The 23,401-nt window shown below is 57.1% G+C and carries 22 protein-coding genes and 1 riboswitch; of the genes, 14 read left to right on the plus strand and 8 right to left on the minus strand.

Annotated elements, in window-relative coordinates; all coding sequences use genetic code 11:
- The first annotated feature begins 116 nt into the window (after positions 1-116).
- The 5 genes from QC823_RS06635 to QC823_RS06655 all read left to right on the plus strand — a co-directional run bounded on the left by QC823_RS06635 (position 117) and on the right by QC823_RS06655 (position 5,096).
- Positions 117-1,019, plus strand: a complete 903-nt coding sequence (locus QC823_RS06635) for a formate dehydrogenase accessory sulfurtransferase FdhD (RefSeq protein WP_309655572.1) — start codon at positions 117-119, stop codon at positions 1,017-1,019.
- On the plus strand, positions 1,016-1,615 hold the full coding sequence (gene mobA / locus QC823_RS06640; RefSeq protein ID WP_309655573.1) for a molybdenum cofactor guanylyltransferase MobA: 600 nt from the start codon (positions 1,016-1,018) through the stop codon (positions 1,613-1,615). The genes QC823_RS06635 and mobA overlap by 4 nt, the downstream gene beginning before the upstream one ends.
- The gene (gene moeA / locus QC823_RS06645) at positions 1,612-2,910 is read left to right on the plus strand and encodes a molybdopterin molybdotransferase MoeA (RefSeq protein ID WP_309655574.1); all 1,299 of its coding nucleotides are present in this window, start codon (positions 1,612-1,614) and stop codon (positions 2,908-2,910) included. Before mobA ends, moeA begins: the two co-directional genes overlap by 4 nt.
- A 144-nt stretch (positions 2,911-3,054) precedes the next feature.
- Positions 3,055-4,062, plus strand: coding sequence for a GTP 3',8-cyclase MoaA (moaA, locus tag QC823_RS06650; protein ID WP_309655575.1), 1,008 nt, complete (start codon positions 3,055-3,057; stop codon positions 4,060-4,062).
- A 2-nt stretch (positions 4,063-4,064) separates the two neighbouring features.
- Positions 4,065-5,096, plus strand: coding sequence for a CobW family GTP-binding protein (locus tag QC823_RS06655; RefSeq protein WP_309655576.1), 1,032 nt, complete (start codon positions 4,065-4,067; stop codon positions 5,094-5,096).
- On the opposite strand, the gene QC823_RS06660 is transcribed toward QC823_RS06655, so the two are convergent.
- Complete coding sequence (locus tag QC823_RS06660; protein WP_309655577.1) at positions 5,070-8,150, minus strand: bifunctional diguanylate cyclase/phosphodiesterase; 3,081 nt, start codon at positions 8,148-8,150, stop codon at positions 5,070-5,072. The genes QC823_RS06655 and QC823_RS06660 overlap by 27 nt on opposite strands.
- A gap of 191 nt (positions 8,151-8,341) precedes the next feature.
- Entirely contained in the window at positions 8,342-8,644 is a 303-nt protein-coding gene (gene hmuQ / locus QC823_RS06665; RefSeq protein ID WP_309655578.1) for a heme-degrading protein HmuQ, read from the minus strand.
- Between the two features lie 165 nt (positions 8,645-8,809).
- On the opposite strand from hmuQ, the gene QC823_RS06670 reads away from it, so the two are divergent.
- Genes QC823_RS06670 through QC823_RS06680 form a run of 3 tightly spaced genes read left to right on the plus strand, consistent with a single transcriptional unit; the run spans position 8,810 to position 11,483 of the window.
- Positions 8,810-9,253, plus strand: a complete 444-nt coding sequence (locus QC823_RS06670) for a copper chaperone PCu(A)C (protein WP_309655579.1) — start codon at positions 8,810-8,812, stop codon at positions 9,251-9,253.
- 25 nt (positions 9,254-9,278) lie between these two features.
- Positions 9,279-10,814, plus strand: a complete 1,536-nt coding sequence (locus QC823_RS06675) for an FAD-binding domain-containing protein (protein ID WP_309655580.1) — start codon at positions 9,279-9,281, stop codon at positions 10,812-10,814.
- A gap of 27 nt (positions 10,815-10,841) precedes the next feature.
- Positions 10,842-11,483, plus strand: a complete 642-nt coding sequence (locus QC823_RS06680; protein ID WP_309655581.1) for a transglycosylase SLT domain-containing protein — start codon at positions 10,842-10,844, stop codon at positions 11,481-11,483.
- A 117-nt stretch (positions 11,484-11,600) separates the two neighbouring features.
- Here QC823_RS06680 and QC823_RS06685 read toward each other — a convergent pair whose 3' ends face one another.
- On the minus strand, positions 11,601-13,337 hold the full coding sequence (locus tag QC823_RS06685; RefSeq protein ID WP_309655582.1) for a methyl-accepting chemotaxis protein: 1,737 nt from the start codon (positions 13,335-13,337) through the stop codon (positions 11,601-11,603).
- 410 nt (positions 13,338-13,747) lie between these two features.
- On the opposite strand from QC823_RS06685, the gene QC823_RS06690 reads away from it, so the two are divergent.
- A complete protein-coding gene (locus QC823_RS06690) occupies positions 13,748-14,866 on the plus strand; it encodes an alkene reductase (RefSeq protein ID WP_309655583.1) in 1,119 nt (372 codons plus the stop codon).
- A gap of 104 nt (positions 14,867-14,970) precedes the next feature.
- On the opposite strand, the gene QC823_RS06695 is transcribed toward QC823_RS06690, so the two are convergent.
- Together QC823_RS06695 and QC823_RS06700 are read right to left on the minus strand one after the other, a co-directional pair.
- Complete coding sequence (locus QC823_RS06695; RefSeq protein WP_309655584.1) at positions 14,971-15,843, minus strand: sirohydrochlorin chelatase; 873 nt, start codon at positions 15,841-15,843, stop codon at positions 14,971-14,973.
- An 18-nt stretch (positions 15,844-15,861) separates the two neighbouring features.
- The gene (locus QC823_RS06700; protein ID WP_309655585.1) at positions 15,862-16,788 is read right to left on the minus strand and encodes a histone deacetylase family protein; all 927 of its coding nucleotides are present in this window, start codon (positions 16,786-16,788) and stop codon (positions 15,862-15,864) included.
- A gap of 79 nt (positions 16,789-16,867) precedes the next feature.
- On the opposite strand from QC823_RS06700, the gene QC823_RS06705 reads away from it, so the two are divergent.
- On the plus strand, positions 16,868-17,440 hold the full coding sequence (locus QC823_RS06705; RefSeq protein ID WP_309655586.1) for a gamma-glutamylcyclotransferase: 573 nt from the start codon (positions 16,868-16,870) through the stop codon (positions 17,438-17,440).
- A 12-nt stretch (positions 17,441-17,452) separates the two neighbouring features.
- Here QC823_RS06705 and QC823_RS06710 read toward each other — a convergent pair whose 3' ends face one another.
- Positions 17,453-17,770 carry a hypothetical protein gene (locus tag QC823_RS06710; protein WP_309655587.1) on the minus strand — a complete coding sequence of 106 codons (318 nt, stop codon included), beginning with the start codon at positions 17,768-17,770 and terminating at the stop codon, positions 17,453-17,455.
- Between the two features lie 41 nt (positions 17,771-17,811).
- A riboswitch (glycine riboswitch) is annotated at positions 17,812-17,916 on the plus strand.
- A gap of 165 nt (positions 17,917-18,081) precedes the next feature.
- Between QC823_RS06710 and QC823_RS06715 the strand changes: the two genes are divergently transcribed.
- Entirely contained in the window at positions 18,082-19,341 is a 1,260-nt protein-coding gene (locus tag QC823_RS06715; protein ID WP_309655588.1) for a D-amino acid dehydrogenase, read from the plus strand.
- A 72-nt stretch (positions 19,342-19,413) separates the two neighbouring features.
- Here QC823_RS06715 and QC823_RS06720 read toward each other — a convergent pair whose 3' ends face one another.
- Positions 19,414-19,974 carry a YgjV family protein gene (locus QC823_RS06720; protein ID WP_309655589.1) on the minus strand — a complete coding sequence of 187 codons (561 nt, stop codon included), beginning with the start codon at positions 19,972-19,974 and terminating at the stop codon, positions 19,414-19,416.
- Positions 19,975-20,028: 54 nt separating this feature from the next.
- On the opposite strand from QC823_RS06720, the gene QC823_RS06725 reads away from it, so the two are divergent.
- Both QC823_RS06725 and QC823_RS06730 read left to right on the plus strand, forming a co-directional pair.
- Positions 20,029-21,783: a sensor domain-containing diguanylate cyclase gene (locus QC823_RS06725; protein WP_309655590.1), complete on the plus strand. Its 1,755-nt coding sequence runs from the start codon at positions 20,029-20,031 to the stop codon at positions 21,781-21,783.
- A gap of 115 nt (positions 21,784-21,898) precedes the next feature.
- Positions 21,899-22,063, plus strand: a complete 165-nt coding sequence (locus QC823_RS06730; RefSeq protein WP_309655591.1) for a hypothetical protein — start codon at positions 21,899-21,901, stop codon at positions 22,061-22,063.
- A 21-nt stretch (positions 22,064-22,084) separates the two neighbouring features.
- Here the strand turns inward: QC823_RS06730 and QC823_RS06735 are convergent, their stop codons facing one another.
- The gene (locus QC823_RS06735; RefSeq protein WP_309655592.1) at positions 22,085-22,465 is read right to left on the minus strand and encodes a cupin domain-containing protein; all 381 of its coding nucleotides are present in this window, start codon (positions 22,463-22,465) and stop codon (positions 22,085-22,087) included.
- Between the two features lie 131 nt (positions 22,466-22,596).
- Here QC823_RS06735 and QC823_RS06740 point away from each other — a divergent pair, with 131 nt between their 5' ends.
- Complete coding sequence (locus QC823_RS06740) at positions 22,597-23,340, plus strand: ZIP family metal transporter (RefSeq protein ID WP_309655593.1); 744 nt, start codon at positions 22,597-22,599, stop codon at positions 23,338-23,340.
- The last annotated feature ends 61 nt before the right edge of the window (positions 23,341-23,401 follow it).

A 23,401-nucleotide genomic window follows, 5' to 3' on the forward strand; every position in this document is an offset into this window, starting at 1 on the left:
TCTCTCCCGTCGGCAAGTGAAATCAAACACTAGGCTAGACAAGTAAGCACACAGGGCGCCATCATCGTCAATATCGACAATTTTACTCAAGTATTAAAATAAGCGAGGAACGCCGGATGCCCGCAATTGCGTTAAGTCATGCCCGCTTACCCGCCACCACGCAGGTGCAGGTGCTCGACGCCTACGGCGATACCCGCGAGCAGGCGATTGCCGCCGAGCGGGCGCTGACGATATACCTCAATAAGCGCGAAATCGTCACGCTGATGAGCCTTGGCGATGACCCGGAGGCGCTGGTTGTTGGCTACCTGCGCAATCAAGGGCTTTTGCGCCAAGCGGAAGACCTGATTGCCGTGCAAGTGGACTGGGACGTGGAAGCCGCGGTCGTCGCCACGCGCCATTTGCCCGACGACCTTGATGAGCGCTTAGGCCAGCGCACTGTGACCACCGGCTGCGGTCAAGGCACGGTATTTGGCAAGCTACTCGACCAGACCTCCCTCACGGCGTTACCGGAAACGCCGCTTGCGCAATCAACGCTTTACGCGTTATTGAAAAACCTCAACGCCTACAACGAAACGTACCGCAGCGCCGGCGCCGTTCACGGCTGCGCGCTGTGCCGTCAGGCCGAAGTGCTTGATTTCGTCGAAGACGTGGGCCGCCACAACGCCGTGGATACCCTTGCCGGGCGCCAATGGCTGCATGAAGCCGAAAGTAACGACGCCGATATATTCTACACCACCGGGCGTTTGACGTCGGAGATGGTGCTTAAAGTCGCCCAGATGGGCATCAGCGTGTTGGTATCGCGTTCCGGCGTGACGCAAAAAGGCGTCGAACTTGCCGAGCGCTTTGGCGTGATGCTGATCGCCCGCGCTAAAGGCAAAAATTTTCAAGCGCTCAACGCCGACGGCCGTCTGACGCTCGACGCCATTCCGCCGCGTCCACCCAAAGAGCGCAGCTCAAAAGAACTCTCAGCGCCAGCAATGGCTAACAGCGCTGACGCCACCACGGAGGCCCGTTCATGATCCCTGCAAGCGACATCACCGGCATGATTCTCGCCGGTGGCCAGGGCCGCCGCATGGGCGGCCGCGATAAAGGATTAGAGCCGTTTGCCGGCACACCGCTGGTTGAGCACGTGAGACTGCGCCTGCGGGGTCACGTGGCGGAGCTACTCGTCAACGCCAACCGTAACATCGACGCTTACCTCCCCTTCGCTGATCGTGTGATCGAAGACGCCGAGGGCGGTTTTCAAGGCCCGTTGATGGGGATTTACAGCGGTTTGCGCGCGGCAAAAACGCCGTGGCTACTTATCACCCCCTGCGATACGCCGGCGCTTCCGCGGGATCTGGTCGCGCGCCTGGTGGGAGGGATCGGTGACAATAACATCGGTGTGGCTTTTGATGGCGAGCGTTTGCACCCGGTAGTCGCGTTGATCCGCACTGATCTCGCCGATGATCTGTATGCGGCGCTCGCGGCGGGCGAACGTAAGATCGACCGCTGGTACGCGCACCATCCGTGGTGTCGTATCATGATGGAAGACGCCGCCTCGGCCTTCGCTAACTTGAATACCGATGAAGAAAAAGCGCGCCTGGAAGCGGCCTTAAAGGAAGGCGCTTTATGACGCCGTCTCCTCATTCCACGCTGCCGCCTGCCGCACGCGCGTCTTCAACGCTTTCGTGCTTTGACCTCGGCGAGCAAATGTTAAGCGTCGACGAGGCTCGCGCCGCACTGGCCACCTTGGTCGAGCAGCCGGTCGGCACCGAGCGTATCCCGCTGTCACTCGCCCACGGGCGGCGCTTGGCAGACGCCATTCACGCCCCCATTAACGTGCCGCAAAACACCAACGCGGCGATGGACGGCGTCGCGCTGGCCTGGGAAAACGCCGAGCAAACGCGCTGGACGCTTTCCGGCACGGTGTTTGCTGGCGAGCATTGGGAACACCCCGTGCCGGCCGGCCACTGCGTCACGATTACCACCGGCGCGCCACTACCGGCGGGCACCGACACAGTTATTATGCGTGAACAGCTAGCAGAGCACGGTGATCACGTCATCATTAATGCCCCCGAGCGCGTCAAACGTGGCCAGAACGTGCGCCAGGCCGGAGAAGATATTCGCAAAGGCGCCATGGCGCTTTCCACAGGCACCCGGCTTGATGCGGCGCGCTTGGGGCTTATCGCCTCGCTTGGCTTTGCCGACGTGAGCGTTTACTGCCGCCCACGGGTCGCGGTGTTTTCTACCGGTAACGAAGTGACCGCTCCGGGCGAGCCGCTTCCCGCCGCCGGGATTTACGACACCAACCGCTTCACCCTGACCGGATTACTGCATGAGCATGGCGCCGAGGTAGTGGATCTCGGCATTTTGCCCGATGACGCCGACGCGATTCGTGAGGCGCTGGCCCACGCCGCCGAAACAAGCGATTTGGTACTCACCAGCGGCGGTGTCTCGGTCGGCCAGGCTGACTTTACCCGCGACGCGCTACAAGCACTGGGGCGGCTTACCTTTTGGCGCGTGGCGATTCGCCCCGGCAGACCGCTCGCTTGCGGTCAACTGGGCGAAAGGCGTACCCCTCTGGTGGGATTGCCGGGTAACCCGGTGGCGGTTATGGTTACCTTTTTACAGTTTGTGGTACCGCTTTTACAGCGCTTAGAACACCAACCGGTAGCGCCACCGAGGCGGTTCACCGCCATCACCGATGAAACGCTTTCAAGTCGCCTGAATCGCTGCGATTTTATTCGCGGCGTCTACCAACATGACGTAACAGGACAACTTCACGTACGCAGCACCGGCGCGCAAGGGTCAGGGATTTTGACCTCAATGGTCGCCGCTAATTGCCTAATCGAGCTGCCCGATGAGCGAGCAGATATCACCCCTGGCGAGACGGTAACGATCCAACCGCTTGATAGCGTCAATACATAAAGCCGTCAGAGTTCACCCGACAAGCTCTTTCGACAAGCTCTTTTGACAAGCTCAGGGCGAACGGCACAGTCGGAATGAGCGGCACAGTCGGAACGAATGACATAGCCGAAACGAACGGCATAAAGAGAAGAGGCTCAATTGACCATGACAGAGCACGTAAAAACACAACAACTCATCGACAGTTTTGGCCGTCGGGTCAACTACGTTCGGCTATCGGTCACCGACCGCTGCGACTTCCGCTGCGTCTACTGCATGAGCGAAGAGATGACCTTCCTCCCGCGCGCGCAGGTGCTCACCCTAGAAGAAATGGGCATGGTGGCCCGCGCGTTCACCGAAATGGGCGTGGAGAAAATCCGCTTAACCGGCGGCGAGCCGCTGGTACGCCGCGGCGTCGAGCAGTTAGTCGATGAAATCGGCACGCTCCCGGGGCTTAACGACTTCACCATGACCACCAACGGCGCAAGCTTGCGCAAACATGCCCAGCGCCTACGTCAGGGCGGCTTAACGCGGTTGAACATTAGCCTCGATTCGCTCGACCCCGGCCGCTTCAAGCGCCTGACGCGCACCGGCGAGCTGGCCAAGGTGATCGACGGCATCCACGCCGCAAAAGAAGCCGGTTTTGAGCGCATCAAACTTAACGCTGTGATTCTTAAAGGCCGCAACGACGATGAAATCCTGGATTTGGTAGATTTTTCCCGCGACGAAGGACTCGACATCAGCTTTATCGAGGAAATGCCGCTAGGCGATGTCTCCGACCACAACCGCGATGAAACCTACTGTTCAAGCGACGAAGTGCAGGCGCACATCGAGCGCCGTTATGCGCTCACCCCCACTACTGAAGCCACACCGGGGCCGTCGCGCTACTTCAAAATGGCGGACAGCGACTCACGTATTGGGTTTATTTCGCCTCATAGCCACAACTTCTGTTCCAGCTGTAACCGCGTGCGTGTCACCGTCGAAGGGCGTCTGTTGCTGTGCTTAGGCAATGAGCACTCGGTGGACCTGCGCGCCGTGCTGCGCCGCCATCCCGGCGATATGAACGCGCTCAAAACCGCCATCGTCAATGCGCTGCCGAAAAAGCCCGAGCGCCACCACTTCACCACCGATGGCGACGTGCAGGTAGTGCGCTTTATGAACATGACAGGAGGTTAAACGTGGCAAGACGGGTACCGGTGCATATCATCACCGGCTTTCTGGGCAGCGGTAAGAGCACGCTTATCCACAGTCTGATTGCACAGAAGCCTGTGGAGGAAACCTGGGCGATTTTAGTCAACGAATTCGGCCAGATCGGCATCGATCAGGCGATGTTTGAGCAGCGCGACGACGTCGCGGTGAAGGGATTACCGGGAGGCTGTTTGTGTTGCCAGTTGGCCTTTGTACTGCAAGCGGGGCTTGTTAGCCTCCTGGCGCGCACCCAGCCTGATCGGGTGATTATTGAGCCTTCAGGCCTTGGCCACCCAGCGGGGCTGATCGATTTGCTGCGCAGCGAAGCGTTCGTGGACTCACTTGAAGTGCGCGATATTATCGCCACACTCGACCCGCGCCGACTGGATGAGCCCCGCGCCCGCGAGCACGAAACCTTTCAAGACCAACTCGCCATCGCGGATGCCATTGCCATCACGATGCATGACCACAGCAGTGCCGAGCAGATCGACGCCGCCCACCAACATGCCAACGCGCATTGGCCACCGCGCAAATGGGTACGTGACGTACCTGACGGTGAACTGCCGATTGCTCTGCTACTCGAAAGCCGCGCCCGCGAGGCGGAAAGTGGCGCGATACCCAATGCTCACCAAGCACAACGCTCCATCCAAGGGCAAAGCGGGGTTCCAAGTGCCTCGCCAAGCATAGACGGCGGCTTCTTTGATTTCCCGCCCGCGCCTGGAAAACCACAGCTAGACGTCGGGACATCGCTGGGTTACGCAAGCATCGGGATGCGCTGGCACCCAGGCGCGTGTTTTGATCTCGACCGACTCGCGGCCACTTTAGGCGAACTCCCTTTGGAGGCGCGTATCAAAGGCGTTTTTCACACCGATAACGGCTGGAAACGGCTCAACCGCTCAGGCGGTACCTTTCAGTTAGACAGCACCCCCTGGCGGCAGGATTCACGCTTAGAGGTGATTCACCCCAGCGCAGAGACGATCGCGGCGGAACCGCTGTTAGCGCGCCTCAACGCCTGTGTATAGCAACGCTTCAATCTCTTCGACCACCATCGGCCGACCAAACAGGTACCCTTGGAAGGCATAGCATCCGTGGCGTGCTAGCCAGTTCTTGTGCGTACGGGTCTCCACACCTTCGGCAATGACCGAAAGCCCAAGGCTCTGCGCCAGGGCAATCGTACTCTCCACAATCGCGGCATTGGCAGGACTATCGAGCACCTTAAACACGAAGCTCTGATCGATCTTAAGCTGATCCAGCGGTAGTTTCGCTAAGTAGGCCAGCGACGAATACCCCGTGCCAAAATCATCCAAGGAGAAGCGCACGCCCTGCGCGCGCAAATGCTCCATTTTGCGCTGGGTATTTTCTTGTGATTCCACAAAGAGCGTCTCGGTGACTTCGAGTTTTAACTTATTCGCGGGCGCGCCGGTGCGGCGCAATATCGCCTTTACCTTAGGCACAAAACTGTCTTCACGAAACTGAATCGGGCTAATGTTGACCGCTACAGTGAGGTGCGCTGTATCGGGTTGATGCTGCCACTCGTTAAGCTGCTTACAGGCGGTTTCAAGTACCCACATGCCCACGTCGTTAATCAACCGGGTACTTTCTAAAATAGGGATAAATTCCCCCGGCGAGACCATCCCGCGCTCGGGGTGCTGCCAGCGCAGCAGCGCTTCCACACCGGTCAGTTGATCTTCTATATCAACCTGAGGTTGATACACCAACCGCCACTCGTCATTGGTCAAGGCTTGGCGAAGATCCTTTTCCAACCGTGCCCGCGATACCAGCGCGGCCTGCATGCCGGGGTCAAAGAAACTTAACGTGTCACGGCCCGCCTCTTTCGCCTGAAAGAGCGCCATATCCGCTTGCTGCAAGTAGTCATCAACCGTATCCACGCTGTTATCCAACAACGTAATGCCGATACTTCCGGTCACCAGCACGGTTTCACCATTCACATTGATCGGGCGACGAATCGCGGTGAGCAACTTCAACGCGATGCCCTCTGCGAGTCGAGCGGCTTGTTCGACATCACGGTTAAGCGCGTGAATCAAAACGGCAAACTCATCGCCTCCTAGGCGCGCAAGAGTATCGCTATCGCGCAGCATCTGAGACAGCTCGCGCGCCATGTTTTGCAACAGCTGGTCACCCGCGTAGTGCCCTAGGGTATCGTTGACCTGCTTAAAATTATCCAAATCGATAAACAGCAGCACACCGTGTTGCGCGTGGCGCTCGCTCTCTTTAAGGGCCGTTTCCATGCGGTCAATAAATAAACGTCGATTGGCAAGCCCGGTGAGCGGGTCGTAGAACGCCAACTGATGAATTTCCTGCTCGGCGGCTTTGCTTTCGGTGATGTCATTCAGCGTGGCAACGTAATGCGTCAGCCGTGCGTCCTCATCCACAACGGCGCTGATGGTCAGCCACTCGGGGAACACTTGCCCATTTTTGCGCCGGTTCCAGATTTCGCCTTCCCAACTGCCCGTTTCATTTACTTTCGTCCACATTTCCTTGTAAAACGCGGCGTCGTGGCGCCCGGAGCTAAAAACCCGGGGGTTCTTACCCAGTACTTCACGCTCTTGATAGCCGGTAATTCGCGTAAAGGTGTCATTGACTTTAAGAATGCGACCACGCGCATCGGTAATAATCATCCCCAGATGCGTTTTGAACGCGGTAGCGGCAATGCGTAATTCCGCTTCATTGATTTTGGCTTGCGTCACATCGCGCACGGCGGCCAACACGCCGTTAAATAAACCTGTCGCATCGGCCAGCGGGCTTAAAATGGCGTGAAAATAGCGCACTTGCTCGTTGATCTGCAGTGAATACTCAAGTTCCTGTATCTCACGCTTATGCTGCACACGATAGAGCGTCCCCGTCAGCAACTGAGCGACATCTTCGGGTAACACCTCGCTGTAATGGCGGCCGATGGCCTCATGTTCAGGGCACAGTAGCTGTGCCTCGTCCAAGGCGTGGATATAGGTAAAACGGCCATACTCATCAAAGACAAAAATCATGTCCTGAATCGAGCGCACCAGCGCTTCAAGGCGTGCTTCGCGCATTTGCACCTGCGCTCGTGCTTCTTCGCGTTCTTGCATGCGGGTATGCAATTGCTGCGACATACGCAACCGATTGAGGTAGTGGCGCACCACAACAATCCCCATCACCGCCATGGCCGCGGCAATTATTCCCAAAATAATCAGCCGTTGCTGCCAGGGGGCTAGCAGCGTGTCAATGCTATCCCCTACCACCACAGCAAAGGGCAAGTTATCCAAGCCCTGCATCCAGTAAAGACGCTCTTCGCCATCAACCGGTGACGTCATGCGCATTGTCTGGGTGGGCTCACTGCCCGCAAGAAAACGCGTCACTTCGGCATTATTCACCTCCATGCCTAGCGTTGCCGTCTCATCGGGGCGGCGGGCCAATAGCTTACCGGCGTCATCCATGATCGCCATGCTTTCGCCACGGCGCACAGACAAGCGCTGTAAGGTCGCATCGAACACGCGTGGGTCGATACGCACCACTACCAGACCCTCAAAGTGCCCGTCTAAACCGCGCAAACGACGCGTATGGAAGAGCACATACTCGTTATCAGCTGCTGACCTCAACAGCGGCGTGACGTAATCGTCAATCTGCTGGTTTTGTTGCAATGCGCGGAAAAACGGCATCGTGCTGACGTCAAACCCCGGCGGTTGATCCGCGTTCGAGCTGACCAGGACACTCCCCTGTTCATCGATCACGGTGATTTCGTCTATCAACGGTAAACTGTCGCGGCGCTTAACCAGCAACTGTTCAAGGTTATGGTATTCGCCCACACGGGGCAGCAAGGGAGGCTCTAAAAGCTGGGCAATATCCTTCAGCGCATGCTCGCTTAGGGCAAAGGTACTGTTTACCCATTCGCTCACCAGGTCAGCGCGCGTTGAGTTGCGCTCATGTGCCGCGTCTATCTCTTGGCGATATTGATCACTCAACAGCCAAGTAAAAATGACCGCCATGGCGATCAGCGCTAGCACATAAATCGCAATAGCATTAACCCGTAAGCGTTGATATAAGCGCGATTCAGACGCCAATTGGTCTGGTATATCTGGCATAGCGCCAAGTACCTATTGTCGTTATGAAAATATTGTCATTATGAAAATATCGTCGTTAGGGGATATCGAATTTACAGAGGATGCCTGATTTAGCACAATTTTTAAGCATTTTGTTTGCGTAATTAATACTTATTAATGACACGTATCATTAACTAAGCATAATTTTGTCATTTATTTGCCATCACGACGCCTTATAACACCACGTGATACCCCTCAAACTTGGGCGGGCCGAGATAGATGCCTTCTGGTGCTTTGGCATTGGCGTGCGCTTTGCGAAACGCCTCGGATTGCGTCCAGGCGCGAAACGCTTCTTCCGACTCCCAGACGCTGTGCGAAATAAACACCGTGTGATCGTCCTGCTTTTCGCCTTGCAGCATCTGAAACTGCTTAAACCCAGGCACCTCGTCGAGATGGCTGTCACGGTTACGCCAGACGTTGAGAAAGTCCTCTTCACGGCCGGGGGCAATACGAAAACGGTTCATGGCGATATACATAGCACTTTCTCCTTAGATGTCGATACCTCTACGCTACCGCGATCAATCGCTTTTGCAAATAGGTAAACCTGCACCACCTAGACGCAATGTCGCACGCTTAGCGGCAGCGCCAGAAAACCTTGTATGATATTGGTTGGGTTACCCACCATCACAAGAGACTGACTCATGCTGAAATCGCTATTTCTGACCGCTGCCGCCAGCGCGCTACTAATGACCACCTCAGCCTACGCCGAGGCTATCAACGCAGACGCGCCCTTTGTGCGCGAAGTGCCGCCTGGATCCCCCGCCACCGCCGCGTTCATGACACTGCACAACGCAAGTGATGCGCCGGTGCGCTTAGTCGAGGCGGGTAACGACCTCACGCCTCACACCGAGCTCCACAACCATGTGGTTATCGAGGGCGTCATGCAGATGCGCCAAGTCGAGCATATTGAGGTGCCGGCGAATGGCAACGTTGCTCTTGCCCCCGGCGGGCTTCACCTAATGCTCATCGGCCTGGAAAGCACCGTGCGCGAAGGCGATGAGGTAGCACTGACGCTAACCTTTGATAACGGTGAAACCCTCGAACTTACCGCACCGGTGCAACCGGTCATGCCGATGAGCCACTAAACACCTCGACCTGAGGGGTGCCTTGATGTCTCGCGTTCAGGTGGTTTGGTTTAAGCGTGATCTGCGCGTTCATGATCACGCGCCACTTTTTCACGCGGCAGCCGTCGGCCCGGTGCTGCCGGTTTTCGCCATTGAGCCTGAACAGTGGCAAACGCCGGATAGCGCCTTACGTCATTGGCAGTTTGCCGCCGAGTCATTGTGTGATTTATCTCAAGCACTCGCCACTCTTCACTTACCGCTCTGCTGCTGGCAGGGCGATGTTGTAACATTGCTAGAGGCGCTAAAAGCTCGCTACGGCGATTTTGCGTTGCGCTCTCACCAAGAAACCGGCAATGACTGGAGCTTTTCCCGCGACCAACGCGTCGCTGCTTGGTGTCGACAGCACGGCATTTCATGGCATCAGCCTCGCCAGCACGGCATCGTACGCGGTTTGCAAAAGCGCCATCGCTGGGAAGCTCAGTGGGAAGCGTTAATGGCCGCGCCTCGTTACCCAGCCCCTCAAAACGCGCGCGCGGCAAATGGCTGGGAAGCATTCCACCATGTGCCCAGCGAGCAGCTCGCCACCCTGGCGCTTGGCGTCGATCAAACGCCGTGCCCTGAACGCCAACTCGGTGGTCGCCGAGAAGGGCACGCTCTATGGCAGAGTTTTATCACACGCCGTGGGCGGCGCTATCGTGGCTCGCTCTCCAAACCGTTATTAGCTTGGGAGTTTGGCTCACGGCTCTCGCCGCATTTGGCCTGGGGTACGCTCTCGATGCGCGAAATCGCGCAATCGCTGCGCCGTCAGCGGCAAAAACACACAGATAACGCTCAGTGGGCCGCGTCGCTGCGCGCGTTTACGTCAAGGCTTTATTGGCATTGCCACTTTATGCAAAAGCTAGAAAGCGCACCCAGCATGGAGCACCATACGCTGCACCCGGCGCTTCGTGGCCTGCGCGAGCGCGACCCGAAAGCCCCTCGCCTGATCGCTTGGCAGCGCGGCCACACCGGCGTGCCGCTGGTGGATGCCTGCATGCGCAGTTTGATTGCCACCGGGTGGCTGAATTTTCGTATGCGCGCCATGTTGATCTCTTTCGCCACCTTTGGGTTGGGGCTGCACTGGCGCGAGCCTGCGCTGCATCTCGCGCGGCTATTTACCGATTATGAGCCCGGCATTCACTACCCTCAGGTACAAATGCAGTCCGGCGCGACCGGCACCAATGCCTTGCGAGTGTATAACCCCATCAAACAAGCGGCCGATAACGACCCAGATGGCGCCTTTGTGGCGCGCTGGGTTCCCGAGCTTGCACGACTACCCTTGGAATGGCGCAGCATGCCGTGGGCGCTACCGGCGTCGCTACGCCAGCGCTTTGACTTTTCCCCCGGCAAGGATTATCCGTTACCTCATGATTTTGACGCCGAAGCGCGCTACTGGAAGTCGCAGCTCTACCAACTAAGGCGCTCACCCCAGGCTCGTGAGGCGAGCCAGAAGCTGGTATCAGCACTCGCCAGTCAACGCCGTCCCAAGACCGGCAAACGGCAAAAAACGCCGCCAAATCAGCTATCGTTGTTCGATAAATAAAACACCAACACCGCCAAGGGAATCACCATGTTTCAACACACGCCTTTTGCTACAGCGCTTTTGCTGATGCTTTTGCTCTCAGGTTGCGCGGCCTTTGCGCCCAGTCCACCGCAAGACCAAAGCAACATCTGCGAAATCTTTCGCGAACAGCCCAGTTGGTACGACTACGCGAGCGACGCTGAAGAGAAATGGGGCACACCCATAGAAACGCAAATGTCCTTTATTCAACAGGAATCGTCGTTTCGTAGTCACGTTCGCCCACCGCGAAAACGCTACCTTGGCTTTATTCCTGGCCCGCGCCCGTCATCCGCCAAAGGGTACGCGCAGGCACAAGATCCGGTTTGGGGGGAATACCGCGACCAGGCCGGCAGTACCTTCGCCCGGCGCACCCATATGAAGCACGCCACCGACTTTATCGGCTGGTACAACACCCGTACCCGCGCGCAAACAGGCATTTCGCTCAATAACCCTGAGCACCTTTATCTCGCTTATCACGAAGGCGCCGGTGGTTATCAGCGCGGCAGCTACCGCGCCAAACCGGCAGTGCAGCGCGCGGCGCGCCAGGTCGCTGCCCGCGCTGGCCGTTACCGTGCGCAGCTTCAACGCTGCGAAGCGGAGTTCCAGTGCCGCAAGTTTTATCAAGTCTGGCCGTTTTGTCGCAAAGGATAATCGGAGCCATAAAGGATAAACGCACGCGCGCGCAACGCTTGCCCCAACAAAAACGCCGCTGACTCCCAAGGAGTCAGCGGCGTTTTACCGTTAGCGTTTGACGGCGACTACATCCCGTTAGAATGTCTCCCAATCGTCATCGTCGTTGTGCTGCGCCGACGCGTGCTGTTGCTTCTTGGGTTGCGAGTGGCGCGCACTTTCCGAACGAGACGGTGCACCAGACTGACCGCCACCGCCAAGCGCTGGGCGCCTTAGCTCATTGGAGGACGATGCCAAGGCCGGACGCGCACTGGTGGCACCCAACTTAAAGAATGCCACCGCATTGGCCAGGTCACGTGCTTGCTCTTCCATCGACGCGGACGCATTCGCTGTCTGCTCAACGAGCGCGGCGTTTTGCTGAGTGACATCGTCCATCTGGTTAATGGCCGTGTTCATCTGCTCAATCGCCGAGCTCTGCTCAGTGGATGCCTGGCTCACTTCCTCCATCAGATTCGACACCCTGCCGATATTGGTGACGATCTGTTTCATGGAGTCACCCACGGCCTCAACCACCGTGCTGCCTTGCGAGACGATCTCATCGTTTTGCACGATCAACTCTTGGATCTGCTTCGCGGCATCAGCACTACGCTGCGCCAAGCTGCGCACTTCTTGCGCGACGACAGCAAACCCACGACCTTGCTCACCGGCACGCGCCGCTTCCACTGACGCATTAAGCGCGAGGATATTGGTTTGGAAGGCAATGCCGTCGATCATCGTCACAATGCCACTGATCTTCTCCGAGCTATCGGTTAGCTCGTGCATTTTCCCCACGGCTTCAGTCACTTTTTCGCCACCTTGGCTCGCCGAGGTGCTAGCGGTGTGGGCCAGTTGATTCGCCTCAGCCGTATGTTGCGTGTTGTTTTTCACCGTGGCGGCGACCTGCTCCATGCTGGCCGCGGTTTCTTGCAGGCTAGAGGCCTGCTGTTCGGTACGCTGAGAAAGGTCTATATTGCCCGTGGAAATTTGCGAAGACGCGGTTGAGATAGCGTCCGCCGACGATTTAATGTCGCCAATTAACGAATGCAGCTTGGACTGCATGTCCTCAAGCTCCATCAGCATATCGCCGATCTCGTCGCGATGTGAGGTGTTGATAGAGCTAGTTAAATCACCCTCCGCCATGGCGTGAAAGTGCTGGCGCGCCATCGCTAAAGGCCGAGTGATGCGCCGAATCAACAGCCACCCCATAATGCCGCCTAACACAACCGCCACCACCAGCGCCGCAATCATGAGATTTCGCATTAACGTCGCTTGGCTTTCAGCACTCTGGTACGCCGCTAATGCTTCCTGCTCTTCTAATGCGAGTAGTTCTTGGAAACTGCTATTCATCTGACGATAAGCAGGCAACGCTTGCGTAAACGCTATCTCGTTGGCCGTATCGTAGTCACCGGCGGAGTAAGGTGGCATTGCCATTGCCGCCCCGCGCATCAGTTCTCGGTACTCGCCAATCACACGCTCAGAGAGTTGCTCCATTTGCTCCGACTGAGAGCTCTCTGTAAATTCTTGCCAGGTCGCATCAAAGCGCGAAAGATTCTGGACGATATTGTCCATGTGCATCTGTACCTGGTGATCGTGAAGATCGCTGACTGGCAACATAGGATCATGCTGGCCGGATAACGCGAGCTCCATGATGATGTCTTTGGCGTACTCGTTGAGATTTCCCAAACGTTGAGTATCACGCAGATGCTGACTGTAAATCTCATCCACCGCCCGATTGGATGAGACCATGCCGCCAAAGCCCATGGCACCAACGACCAACATCAATAGTAATATCACGCTGATCACCGCGATCAGACGCGCTTTAATTGTTATGCGCATTTAAACTCCTCGTGCCGATGGGGTGGCCATGGGATGGTCACTCAGTTTTCTAGCTTATTTAATGTCATACTTGATTAATAAGCATTGTACGTTTTTTGCAAAGCACATTTCAGCTACTTGGTTGATTAATATCAACGGATATTATGATTCTGCCATGCTGAGTGATTAACGCGATACGCAAAACGTCATACGCTTTGGATAGTAGCGCTTTCAATACAGACACTTTTTTATTCCAAAAAATTTTATCTTAAGTACTTTTGCACTAAACACTTTTATCTTAAGCACTTTTACACTAAGCACGTTATTCCCAATCCCTTATTCCCAGCCTCTTGGCGATCATCGCTAATACCTCTATGGTGGATAAGCCTCAACCCTTTTACGCAAAAACGTCACCCCATAGGAATATTTGCATGTCGCACAACGCGTTACTTAGCCCGCTTCAACTCGGGAGCTTGAGCCTTCCCAATCGGGTGGTAATGGCGCCGCTGACCCGCGCCCGCACGCCTGACAGTATCCCCGGCAAAATCCAGCAGGCCTACTACGGCCAACGCGCCGGTGCCGGCTTGATCATTAGTGAAGCGACCAATATTTCGCCTACCGCCCGCGGCTATGTTTACACACCCGGTATCTGGACCGACGCGCAAGAAGCCGGCTGGAAAGACGTCGTCGACGCGGTACACGCCAAGGGTGGGCGCATTGCGCTACAACTCTGGCACGTAGGCCGCGTCTCTCATGAGATGGTTCAGCCCGAAGGTCAACAGCCCGTGGCCCCCAGCGCCCTGAAAGGCGAAGGCGCGCAGTGTTTTGTTGAGTTTGAAGATGGCACCGCCGGGCAGCACCCCACCAGCACGCCGCGCGCGCTTGAGACTGAGGAGATCCCCGGCCTCGTTGAGGATTACCGTCAGGCCGCCCTGCGCGCCAAGCGCGCCGGCTTTAATATGGTGGAAGTACACGCCGCCAACGCTTACCTGCTCAATCAGTTTCTCGCCACCGGCAGCAATCAGCGCACCGATCAGTACGGCGGCTCGATTGAAAACCGCGCGCGCCTCCCGCTGGAGGTGGTCGATGCGGTTACAGAGGTCTTTGGTGCCGAGCGTGTGGGCATTCGTTTAACGCCCTTTATCGAGCTTTTCGGCCTAACCGACGACGAGCCCGAAGAGATGGCATACTACCTCGCCGAGCAGCTCGCCAAGCGCGGCCTGGCGTATCTCCACCTGAACGAGCCCAACTGGGCCGGCGGCGATATTACCTTTCCGGAGGGATTTCGCCAGCAGCTACGTGAACGCTTTAATGGCAGCATCATTTATTGTGGCAAGTACGACGCCGACAGCGCCACAAAACGCTTAGAGGACAACACCGCGGACGCCGTGGCTTTTGGTCGACCTTATATTGCCAACCCGGATCTCGTTGAGCGATTCCGTGTAGGGGCTAAGCTCAACGAGCCAGATCACACAACGTTCTACGGCGGGGATGAAACGGGTTACACCGACTATCCCTTTATGCATAACGGTTACGATCGTTTCGAATGATACTGCCCTGCTAAGCCCCAAAAGCACCACACAGGTGGTGCTTTTTACGCCCTATAGTTCTCCCCGTATTATTGCGTCTCTCCACGCCATTGCTTCTCCCAGCACTATTGCTTCTCCCCGCTTTTAGCCCCCAATGCGGGCAGCATCAGCAGTACTTCCCCGCTATCCACCGCCTCTAGACGTGAGGCGAGTATCGCGGTGATCCCGTCATGTTCACCCACCAGGCGCGTTGGCACCACGCGAAGTGCGGGATGCGCTTGTGTGGCGGCTGCGCAAATGGAGGCAATGTCGCCGCCCTCGCCGGCATGGCGCCCCGGCGAGAGAAATAGCATAGCGAGCACCACCTCGCCGCGATGAAAAGAAGCGTCTGCCAGTAGATGCTGCAAAAGCGGCTCGTTGAAACGGTAGGCCTCGCCCTCGCGGCGCTCCATGGAGGCGGCGCACACGCAGGCCGTCTCGTTTGCCAGCAGCACGCTTAACTGCCCCGCCAAACGGTTACGCACCGCGGTGACCTCGGGAATGGGGCTGCCGTGATCGACCAACACCACTTTTGGCGGCTCGCCCGATGCCATACGCTCGCGTACGTTATCGGCCAGCAACTGCGCAAGGCGCAAATCCACCGCCCCACGTTCATCCACCAATGGCTTGGCTACCTTCACCGCCACATGCGGAAAGCGGGCTTGCAGCTCGCCCATGCGCTGCGGCAGGTAATCGGTCAGCGCCCGGCTAGGGCCGAAAAAAAACGGCACGACGACAATTTCACTAGCGCCCTGCTCAGCGGCGCGCGTCGCCGCTGGCCCGAGCGTTATCGCGGGTTCGCCGCCAAGTTGCTCGGCAGGAATTTTATTAGCGTGCAAAAGCGAGGCGGCTTGCACCGGCTCACCGCACATCTTGCTAAGCTTTTCCGCCACGCGACGCAGATTAAATGTCGCCTGCGGTCGCAGTGAGCCGTTATCAGTGAGAAAAATCGCGCGCATGACGGCCCTCTGGTGTCGTTAATAGTGTGAATGAAAACTGCCGGCTAGCACATCCGCCCCGGCACGATGCAATAAAGCATGACGTGCCGCTAATGCGGCAATATCGCGGTCATACCCCCCGCCGATCACCGCTGCAACGGGAATCTCTCGCGCCACACAGGCGCTCAACACATAGCCATCGCGCTGGTAAAGCCCCGCATCCGTCAGGTTTAAGTACCCTAGCCGGTCATCCCGATGAACATCGACACCGGCATCGTAAAGCACTAAATCCGGCTGGTAGGCGGCCAGTAGCCCAGGCAGGTAAGAGGTTAAGGTTTGCATATAGGCCGCATCATCCAACCCGTTCGCCAGGGGAATATCCAAGTCGCTTTTGGCTTTGCGCACCGGAAAATTGCGCGCAGCATGCATAGAAAACGTCAACACGTCAGGCTCATGCGTAAAAAGCCGCGCTGTACCGTCTCCCTGATGTACATCAAGGTCAACAATCAGTACGCGTGAGGCCCACCCTTTTGCCAATGCATGGGCGGCGGCTACCGCCAAGTCGTTAATCAAGCAGTAACCGCTTGCGGCATCCGCATGGGCATGGTGCGTGCCGCCCGCCGAGTTGCATGCTAGCCCCATCGCGCATGCCGCCTCCACTGCTAGCAGCGTGCCGCCCGTCTCCAATCGAACCCTTTCGACCAACGATGCTGACCAAACAAAACCGCTTCGCCGTTGCGCGGCACGTTCAAGCTGCCCTGCTAACAACGCATTGATATACTCACGGTCATGGACACGCAAAAGCGCTTCGAGCGTGACGGGTTCGGGCTGCTGCCAATCAATCGGCAAGGCGAGCGCTGCCTCCCCCAGCTGCTCGCGCAGCACACGGAATTTGGCCATCGGAAAGGGATGGTGTTCGGGCATATCAATCGTATACCCCGGGTGGTGAACGACAGTCAGTGGCATTTTTTCGCGCTATGTCCGTGTCATTTAAGCAAAAATCATGTCAGCAAAGCTCATTTCAGCAAAACTACAGGAGTCTTGTATGCAGCTTGATACTCGCACGCTTAACCAGCAGCGCCAGCGCGTAGGCGATGACGAATCCGTTTGGTTATTCGGCTACGGCTCGTTAATCTGGAAAGCGGATTTCCCCTACCTTGAGCGCCGTCGTGCGTTTATCCGCGGCTGGGAGCGACGCTTTTGGCAAGGGTCACACGATCATCGCGGCACACCCGAGGCGCCCGGGCGCGTGGTGACATTGATCGCATCGCCAGGGACTGTGTGTCACGGCATGGCCTACCGTATCACGGGCGAAACGCTCAAGCCGTTGGATATACGCGAAAAAAACGGCTATTTACGCGAACTCACCACGCTTACCTTTGACGACGGTAGCCAGGATGAAGGGCTGGTCTACCTCGCCACCGAGGAGAATCCTGCTTACCTTGGCGACGCGCCGCTTGACGCCATCGCCGCCCACATTGATCGCGCTCACGGCCCGAGCGGCGCGAATCGCGAGTACTTGCTCAACCTTGCTGGCGCCTTGCGCAAGCTCGGTATCGATGACCCGCACACTTTTGCCCTGGCGGATCGCGTAAAAGGGCAAGACGCCATCAATTGATCACTTCCTTGTCTACATCAACAGCCAACCGAGCACCACAAGACCCACGGCGGTGCGCACAATCCCGCCTAGCAGCGCGCCGCGTAAAAAAGCGTGCAGCGCCCCCCACAAAATCCACAACCCAATCACCAGCACCAAAATACTGAAAAAGGTCGGGCTGATGCCCAATGAACGGGCCAAACCGTCGATAAACGCCTCAAAGGCATCGAAAAAGTTCGTAAACACCGAGAGTAAAAACGTCACCAGCGCATGAACCGCTTCGCCAACGGCTTCGCCAATTCCCTGAAAAAAACCGTTTGCTTGCATCATTAGACCTTTAATGGGTTGCACAATGTTTCCCTTACGCGGTATTAATGCACGCTAGCATGATTTATGCGCTTGCGGGAGAGACTGCCCTATCCCTCTATGTTGATAGCGGCAGCGCCGAAGGAGCAACCGCCCCGGAAACTCTCAGGCCCCCGGACCGTTTGCGCGATCACTTTCCGAAGAGCGGCTGTTTTAGCGTCATTTAGCCCACCGAAGGAGCAAACAAGCCAACCGCTTGTGAATCTCTCAGGTTATAGACGGAAGGGGCACACGTTGACTTAACATGCGTTAACCCAGCGTGTATTTCCCTGACGCCTAACCCCCGGAGAGACAACATGCCTTCTACTTCCCCGCGCCATATCGCCGTCATCGGTGGCGGTATCACCGGCATTACCACCGCTTACAGCCTGATCAAGCGCGGCTTCGATGTCACTGTGTTTGAAAAAAACCGTTACGCTGCCATGGAAACCTCCTTCGCCAATGGCGGGCAGCTCTCCGCTTCTAACGCCGAGGTGTGGAACCACTGGCCCACGGTGAGCAAAGGCCTGCGCTGGATGCTGCGCCGCGACGCACCGTTGCTCGTCAACCCGCGTCCTTCCTGGCACAAGCTGAGCTGGTTCGGCGAATTTATTCGTTACATTCCACAATACGCTGACAATACGAGCGAAACCGCGCGACTTGCCATCGCCGCCCGTGAACACCTGTTTCAGTGGGCCGAGGAAGAAGCCATTGATTTCGACCTCAAGCGCGAAGGCATTTTGCATATCTACCGCGACAAAGCCGGGTTTGACCACGCCGCCAAGGTATCTCAATTACTTGCGAAAGGTGGGCTTGAACGCCGTGCGGTCACCCAGGAGGAAATGCGCTCCATCGAGCCGACACTGGCGGGAAGCTACTACGGCGGTTTCTTCACCGATAGCGATGCCACCGGCGATATTCATAAGTTCACCCACGGACTCGCCCAAGCCGCCGAGCGCCGCGGCGCCACGCTTAACTATGGCCATAGCGTGCAGGATGTCGGCGCCGATGAGCGCACCGCTTGGGTCACCGCCCAAGCGGACGGTGAACCCGTGCGCCAAACCTTTGACGGCATCGTGATTTGTGCGGGCGTTGGCAGCCGTGCGCTGGCAGCTAAGCTTGGCGACCGGGTTAATATCTATCCGGTCAAAGGCTATTCGATCACCGTAGAACTCGATGATCCAGCGTCGCAGCAAGGCGCGCCGACGGTCAGCCTGCTCGACGATGAAACCAAGCTGGTCACCAGCCGCTTAGGGGATGACCGTTTTCGTGTCGCGGGTACGGCGGAGTTTAACGGCCTCAATCGCGACATCCGTGACGACCGCATTCGCCCGCTGATTCGTTGGGTAGAGGAGTGCTTCCCCAATGTCAGCACCCGCCGTGTTGTGCCGTGGGCGGGACTGCGCCCAATGCTGCCGAACATGATGCCGCGCGTCGGAAGCGGAAAGCGGCCAACGGTGTTTTACAACACCGGCCACGGGCACCTAGGCTGGACGCTATCGGCCATTACCGCAGAGCTACTCGCTGATGCGGTGGAAAACAGCGCGGCGCAAAAAAGCGCCGCCCTCGCCCGCTAAGTAGGCCATTCACCCTGAGCGCGGCACGCGTCGAGCCCCTGCCGCGCCGCGCTCAGTAGTGTTTCTGCCTCCTTACTTCACGCCTTCTTGCTCTACCTTTTCTTCAAATACGTCGGGATAGCGTCGCTTGGCGCGGAGCATGAGAATAATGGTAACCATATTGGTCACCACAATGAGTCCCTCGGCCAATGTGCCGCCAACCGAGCCAATAATGACGTTATTGAGCATCCAAGCGAATGCCGCCAACCCCAACACCACGCGCATGGCGATACCACGTAACATAAACATACCCACGGTACCTAGGGTGGCCGCTGTTAGCGGCAACGTATCCACCGCGCTTTGCCAGGTCAGCGTGGCAGCGACGACATTGGCGACAAGCACACCGATCATGACGACGTTACTGCCCACAAAACGCCGGGCGAGGATAATCCGCACGATAACCAATAACGTCAGCGCGGCGGCCGTCCAGCTGGCGAAAAACACAAACTGCAGGGCGAAGGCGACATTGGCAGAAATCAGCAACACCAACAGGCGGTCATCGTTTTTACTTGCAAACGCCACCAGGCAGATAACCAAAGCGACCAGACCAAAAAACTGTCCGGCTAGCGCGCTGACACTCATTTCACTTAACATGCGCTGATGTCTCCGTAGTAGCGCTCTAAATTTGATGCCTCGAAAGGATTTGAGATGGCAAACCACGACTCGATACACGATGCGCCCGCCGACGATATCGCCCTCTTACGCCGCTATCGTGCCGCGTTTACCCAGTCGCGCGAAGCCATTTTGTTTTTTCAGCATGGACGCATCTTTGATTGTAATCCCGCCGCCCTTGCGCTTTTTCGCATTCAAGACCCTACGCAACTCGCTAAGCTAGATATCGTCAAGCTCTCACCGCCCACGCAGCCAAGCGGCCAGCGCAGTGATATGGAAAGCACCGCTCACATTAGGTTGGCGTTTAACACCGGCCAAGCATTCTTTGACTGGCAGATGCGCGACCTTAACGGGCGCGAGTTTCCCGCCGAGGTGATGCTCTACCGCCTCGATCTGCCGGAAGGCACCGTACTACAAGCCACGGTACGCGATATCAGCGAGCAGGAAGCACAGCGCCAAGCACTGCTTCAGCGCAAGCAAGACTTACTCGAAGCGCAGCGCATTGCCCGCTTAGGCAACTGGGTGTCCGACTTTGAGCGCGGTGAAATCCGCTGGTGCGAACAGATCTATCAAATGTTCGGTCGCCCCCTAGGCGAGCCCATCACCCATGCGATTTTTATGCAGGCCGTTCACCCTGACGACCGCGAGCGTGTGCAGGCGGCGTTTGATGCCGCGTTGCGCGGTGCGCCCTACGATATCACGCACCGGGTGGTACCCCCCGATGGCAATGTGCGCACGGTACACGAACGCGGCCAGATAGAGTTCGGCCCCAAAGGCCAAGCACGGCGGATGATCGGTACCGTGCAAGATATTACCGAGCAAAAAACCCTTGAGCACAACCTACGCCGACTGGTCGCGATTCTCGATAGCACCTCGGACTTTATCACCATGCACGGCCCCGACGGCGGCATGCTGTACATGAACAGCGCCGGGCGCCGCTTCCACGGGCTGCCAGCGGCCAGTGTCAGCGATGAATGGAACCCCGAGCAAGGCTGGCGGCGTCATGCGCTACCCCAAGCCACACGCAGCATTGCTGAAACGATACGCTTCTTTCATCCCGAGTGGGCCGCCCAGCGTATCGAGCAGAAGGCCATGCCCACGGCCCTCCGTGCCGGCATTTGGCAGGGCGAGTCAGCGCTTCTTAACCCTGACGGCGACGAAGTGCCCGTCTCGCAGGTGATCATCGTCCACTACGATGAACACGGTAACGTCGACCAAACTTCAACCATGATCCGCGATATTTCCGAACAGAAACACTTGGAAGCCGAACTTGCGCGCAACGCCATTACCGACCACCTGACAGGCGCCTTTAACCGCAAACGTTTTGACGAAGAGATAGAAAAAGCGCTTGCCCGCCGCCGCCGCAACGGCGTTTCCACCGCGCTAATACTGCTCGATATCGACCACTTTAAGCCCGTTAATGACACTCACGGCCATGATGTCGGCGACCAGGTCCTGGTAGAGCTGACTCAACTCATCCAGAATAGCTTGCGTGTGCCGGATTTTCTCGCGCGCTGGGGCGGTGAAGAGTTCGTACTGCTACTTCCCGATACTGGCATGAGCGAAGCCCACTACCTCGCCGAGCGATTACGCCAGCTGATCGCCTCGCACCGCTTTGGCGTAGTGGGAACGATCACCGCAAGCCTTGGCGTGACAATATTGCAGCCCACCGACTGCCCTCACAGTTGCATAAAGCGCCTCGATGAAGCCCTCTATGGCGCAAAACACGCAGGCCGCAATCAGGTCATCGGCGCACCGCCTATCATCAGCACCCGTGACCAGGTGCATTAAGCGATATTGCCTTAAGAGACAATCACTTTATCCAAAAGCGCGTAAAACCACTTCCTGAGTCGCGGCGTGAGAAGGGAGTGGATACAAACGCGGTATCCGTAGGATGCCTTGTGCCTTGCCATACCAACAGCGCACGCGCCTCTACCCACAAAACATCCATACCGAACAGCTGGTGAAGCGGCGTTACCGCCGCGACGTCACAAGCTGGATTGAGCAAGAGCTTAACCCCGAACGGACAGGGCAGTCAGAGTCGGATAGCTCCGAGCAGTCAACATTTTAAGATGCCCACTGCGATGCAGGGTTATTCGTCGGCGTCAGCCTGATCTTTGGTTTCGTGTTCAGTGCCGGGCGCGTGCTCTGGCGGGCAATACGTGGTGTAGAGTTTGAGCATGACACTGCCGGTATTGCGGAAATTATGAAACACACCAGACGGCACGATGCTGACGTCCCCTGCCTGCACAGACACCTTGGTCTCACCGATCGTTGCCTCGCCTTCCCCTTCGACAAAGTAAAGCAATTGATCATGACCTTGGTGGACTTCCCCGCCGATTTCACCGCCGGCGGGGATCGCCATTAGCACCAGTTGGGTGTTATCACCAGTCCAGATGACGTGACGAAACTCTTCGTTTTCCTTAGCCATTTTGACAATGGGCAGCGTGGTTTCACGAACTTCTTTCATCATATAGAGCTCCCGCTATCGGGTGAAAATATCGTAAGGACTATATCTGCCTTCCCTAACATCATTACCTTAGCAGCTTGCGAGAAAAATGCTAAATTGAATAACGTAATTCTTTTATAGAATTGGAGCTTATTATGTCTGTCGAGGCTACCGTTTGGGTCGTGTTTGTTGCCGCAATGATTACCGCTATCGCAACCGGCTTAGGTGCGCTCCCGTTTCTATTTGTGAAGCAGTTCAGTCCTCGTTGGCTCAGCCTTTTTAACGCACTCGCTGCCGGGCTGATGCTGGCTGCCAGTCACAGTTTGGTAGGTGAAGGCAGTGGCGATGCCCCTTGGTTAACCCTGTTAGGCATGGCCCTGGGGCTTTTGCTCGTCGTGGTCTCTGATCGGATTATTTCCCGCCGCGGTGCGCCGGATGTCAACGAATTAAGCGGCGCCAATGCGCGAAAGGCTCTTCTCATCCTCGGGATTATGACCATTCATTCGTTCGCCGAAGGGGTTGGCGTGGGGGTCTCTTACGGCGGCGGGGAATCGCTCGGTATGTTCATTAGCGCCGCGATTGCCATTCACAATATCCCTGAGGGGTTGGCCATCAGCCTGGTGCTGATTCCGCGCGGTATGTCGGTGTTAAAAGCCGGGGGATGGAGTATTTTCACCAGTTTGCCGCAGCCGCTGATGGCAGTACCCGCGTTTTTGTTTGTTACCTGGTTTGCGCCTTTTTTGCCCGTGGGCCTGGGTATCGCCGCCGGTGCTATGATGTGGATGGTCTTCGCCGAACTGCTCCCCGATGCCCTTAAAGATGCCTCGCCTGGAGCCGTTGCTACCACCGTTGTGCTTGCGTTTTTTTGCATGTACGCCTTCCAGTACGCCATGCATTGAAGCGCTATCGAGACGCTTTGCCGCACTTGCCTTGGTCACGATCGACTTTCGCCGTATTCTA

Source organism: Vreelandella vilamensis, from assembly GCF_031451755.1.
GTDB lineage: Bacteria > Pseudomonadota > Gammaproteobacteria > Pseudomonadales > Halomonadaceae > Vreelandella > Vreelandella vilamensis.

Bases quoted from the DNA above. Each gene is read 5' to 3' on its own strand.
- QC823_RS06635 (WP_309655572.1), top strand. From the start codon at position 117: ATGCCCGCAATTGCGTTAAGTCATGCCCGCTTACCCGCCACCACGCAG.
- mobA (WP_309655573.1), top strand. From the start codon at position 1,016: ATGATCCCTGCAAGCGACATCACCGGCATGATTCTCGCCGGTGGCCAG.
- moeA (WP_309655574.1), top strand. From the start codon at position 1,612: ATGACGCCGTCTCCTCATTCCACGCTGCCGCCTGCCGCACGCGCGTCT.
- moaA (WP_309655575.1), top strand. From the start codon at position 3,055: ATGACAGAGCACGTAAAAACACAACAACTCATCGACAGTTTTGGCCGT.
- QC823_RS06660 (WP_309655577.1), bottom strand. From the start codon at position 8,150: ATGCCAGATATACCAGACCAATTGGCGTCTGAATCGCGCTTATATCAA.
- hmuQ (WP_309655578.1), bottom strand. From the start codon at position 8,644: ATGTATATCGCCATGAACCGTTTTCGTATTGCCCCCGGCCGTGAAGAG.
- QC823_RS06670 (WP_309655579.1), top strand. From the start codon at position 8,810: ATGCTGAAATCGCTATTTCTGACCGCTGCCGCCAGCGCGCTACTAATG.
- QC823_RS06675 (WP_309655580.1), top strand. From the start codon at position 9,279: ATGTCTCGCGTTCAGGTGGTTTGGTTTAAGCGTGATCTGCGCGTTCAT.
- QC823_RS06680 (WP_309655581.1), top strand. From the start codon at position 10,842: ATGTTTCAACACACGCCTTTTGCTACAGCGCTTTTGCTGATGCTTTTG.
- QC823_RS06685 (WP_309655582.1), bottom strand. From the start codon at position 13,337: ATGCGCATAACAATTAAAGCGCGTCTGATCGCGGTGATCAGCGTGATA.
- QC823_RS06690 (WP_309655583.1), top strand. From the start codon at position 13,748: ATGTCGCACAACGCGTTACTTAGCCCGCTTCAACTCGGGAGCTTGAGC.
- QC823_RS06695 (WP_309655584.1), bottom strand. From the start codon at position 15,843: ATGCGCGCGATTTTTCTCACTGATAACGGCTCACTGCGACCGCAGGCG.
- QC823_RS06700 (WP_309655585.1), bottom strand. From the start codon at position 16,788: ATGCCACTGACTGTCGTTCACCACCCGGGGTATACGATTGATATGCCC.
- QC823_RS06705 (WP_309655586.1), top strand. From the start codon at position 16,868: ATGCAGCTTGATACTCGCACGCTTAACCAGCAGCGCCAGCGCGTAGGC.
- QC823_RS06715 (WP_309655588.1), top strand. From the start codon at position 18,082: ATGCCTTCTACTTCCCCGCGCCATATCGCCGTCATCGGTGGCGGTATC.
- QC823_RS06720 (WP_309655589.1), bottom strand. From the start codon at position 19,974: ATGTTAAGTGAAATGAGTGTCAGCGCGCTAGCCGGACAGTTTTTTGGT.
- QC823_RS06725 (WP_309655590.1), top strand. From the start codon at position 20,029: ATGGCAAACCACGACTCGATACACGATGCGCCCGCCGACGATATCGCC.
- QC823_RS06735 (WP_309655592.1), bottom strand. From the start codon at position 22,465: ATGATGAAAGAAGTTCGTGAAACCACGCTGCCCATTGTCAAAATGGCT.
- QC823_RS06740 (WP_309655593.1), top strand. From the start codon at position 22,597: ATGTCTGTCGAGGCTACCGTTTGGGTCGTGTTTGTTGCCGCAATGATT.